At 68.0% G+C, this 306-nt stretch carries 1 protein-coding gene; it reads left to right on the forward strand.

Translation table 11 applies throughout. The features are described from left to right. Positions 1-91: 91 nt before the first annotated feature. Positions 92-306 (forward strand): GntR family transcriptional regulator (locus EN852_RS42960; protein WP_246694578.1); only part of this gene is annotated, 215 nt, incomplete at its 3' end.

A 306-nucleotide genomic window follows, 5' to 3' on the forward strand; every position in this document is an offset into this window, starting at 1 on the left:
CAGCTACGAGGCCCTGCACATCGCCAAGGCCGAAGCACGCGCCCTGGCCGAAGCGGGCTACCGCCCGCCGCTGCCGGCACGCCGCATCCAGGTGGCCGGTGACGTCGGCATCGCCACCTTCAAGATGATGCTGGTCAACATGCTGGAAGGCCGCTTCATCAGCCCGTACGACTACGAGATCGCCGAGCGCATCGCCACGGGCAGTCTGGCCGTCGGCGAAAGGCTGCCGCCACAGCGTGAGATTGCGCGTGCGCTAGGCATCAACGTCACCACCGTGACGCGTGCCCTGTCGACGCTGCAGGAGCG

Origin of the sequence: Mesorhizobium sp. M2E.F.Ca.ET.209.01.1.1 (assembly GCF_004010375.2) — a bacterium.
Taxonomy (GTDB): domain Bacteria; phylum Pseudomonadota; class Alphaproteobacteria; order Rhizobiales; family Rhizobiaceae; genus Mesorhizobium.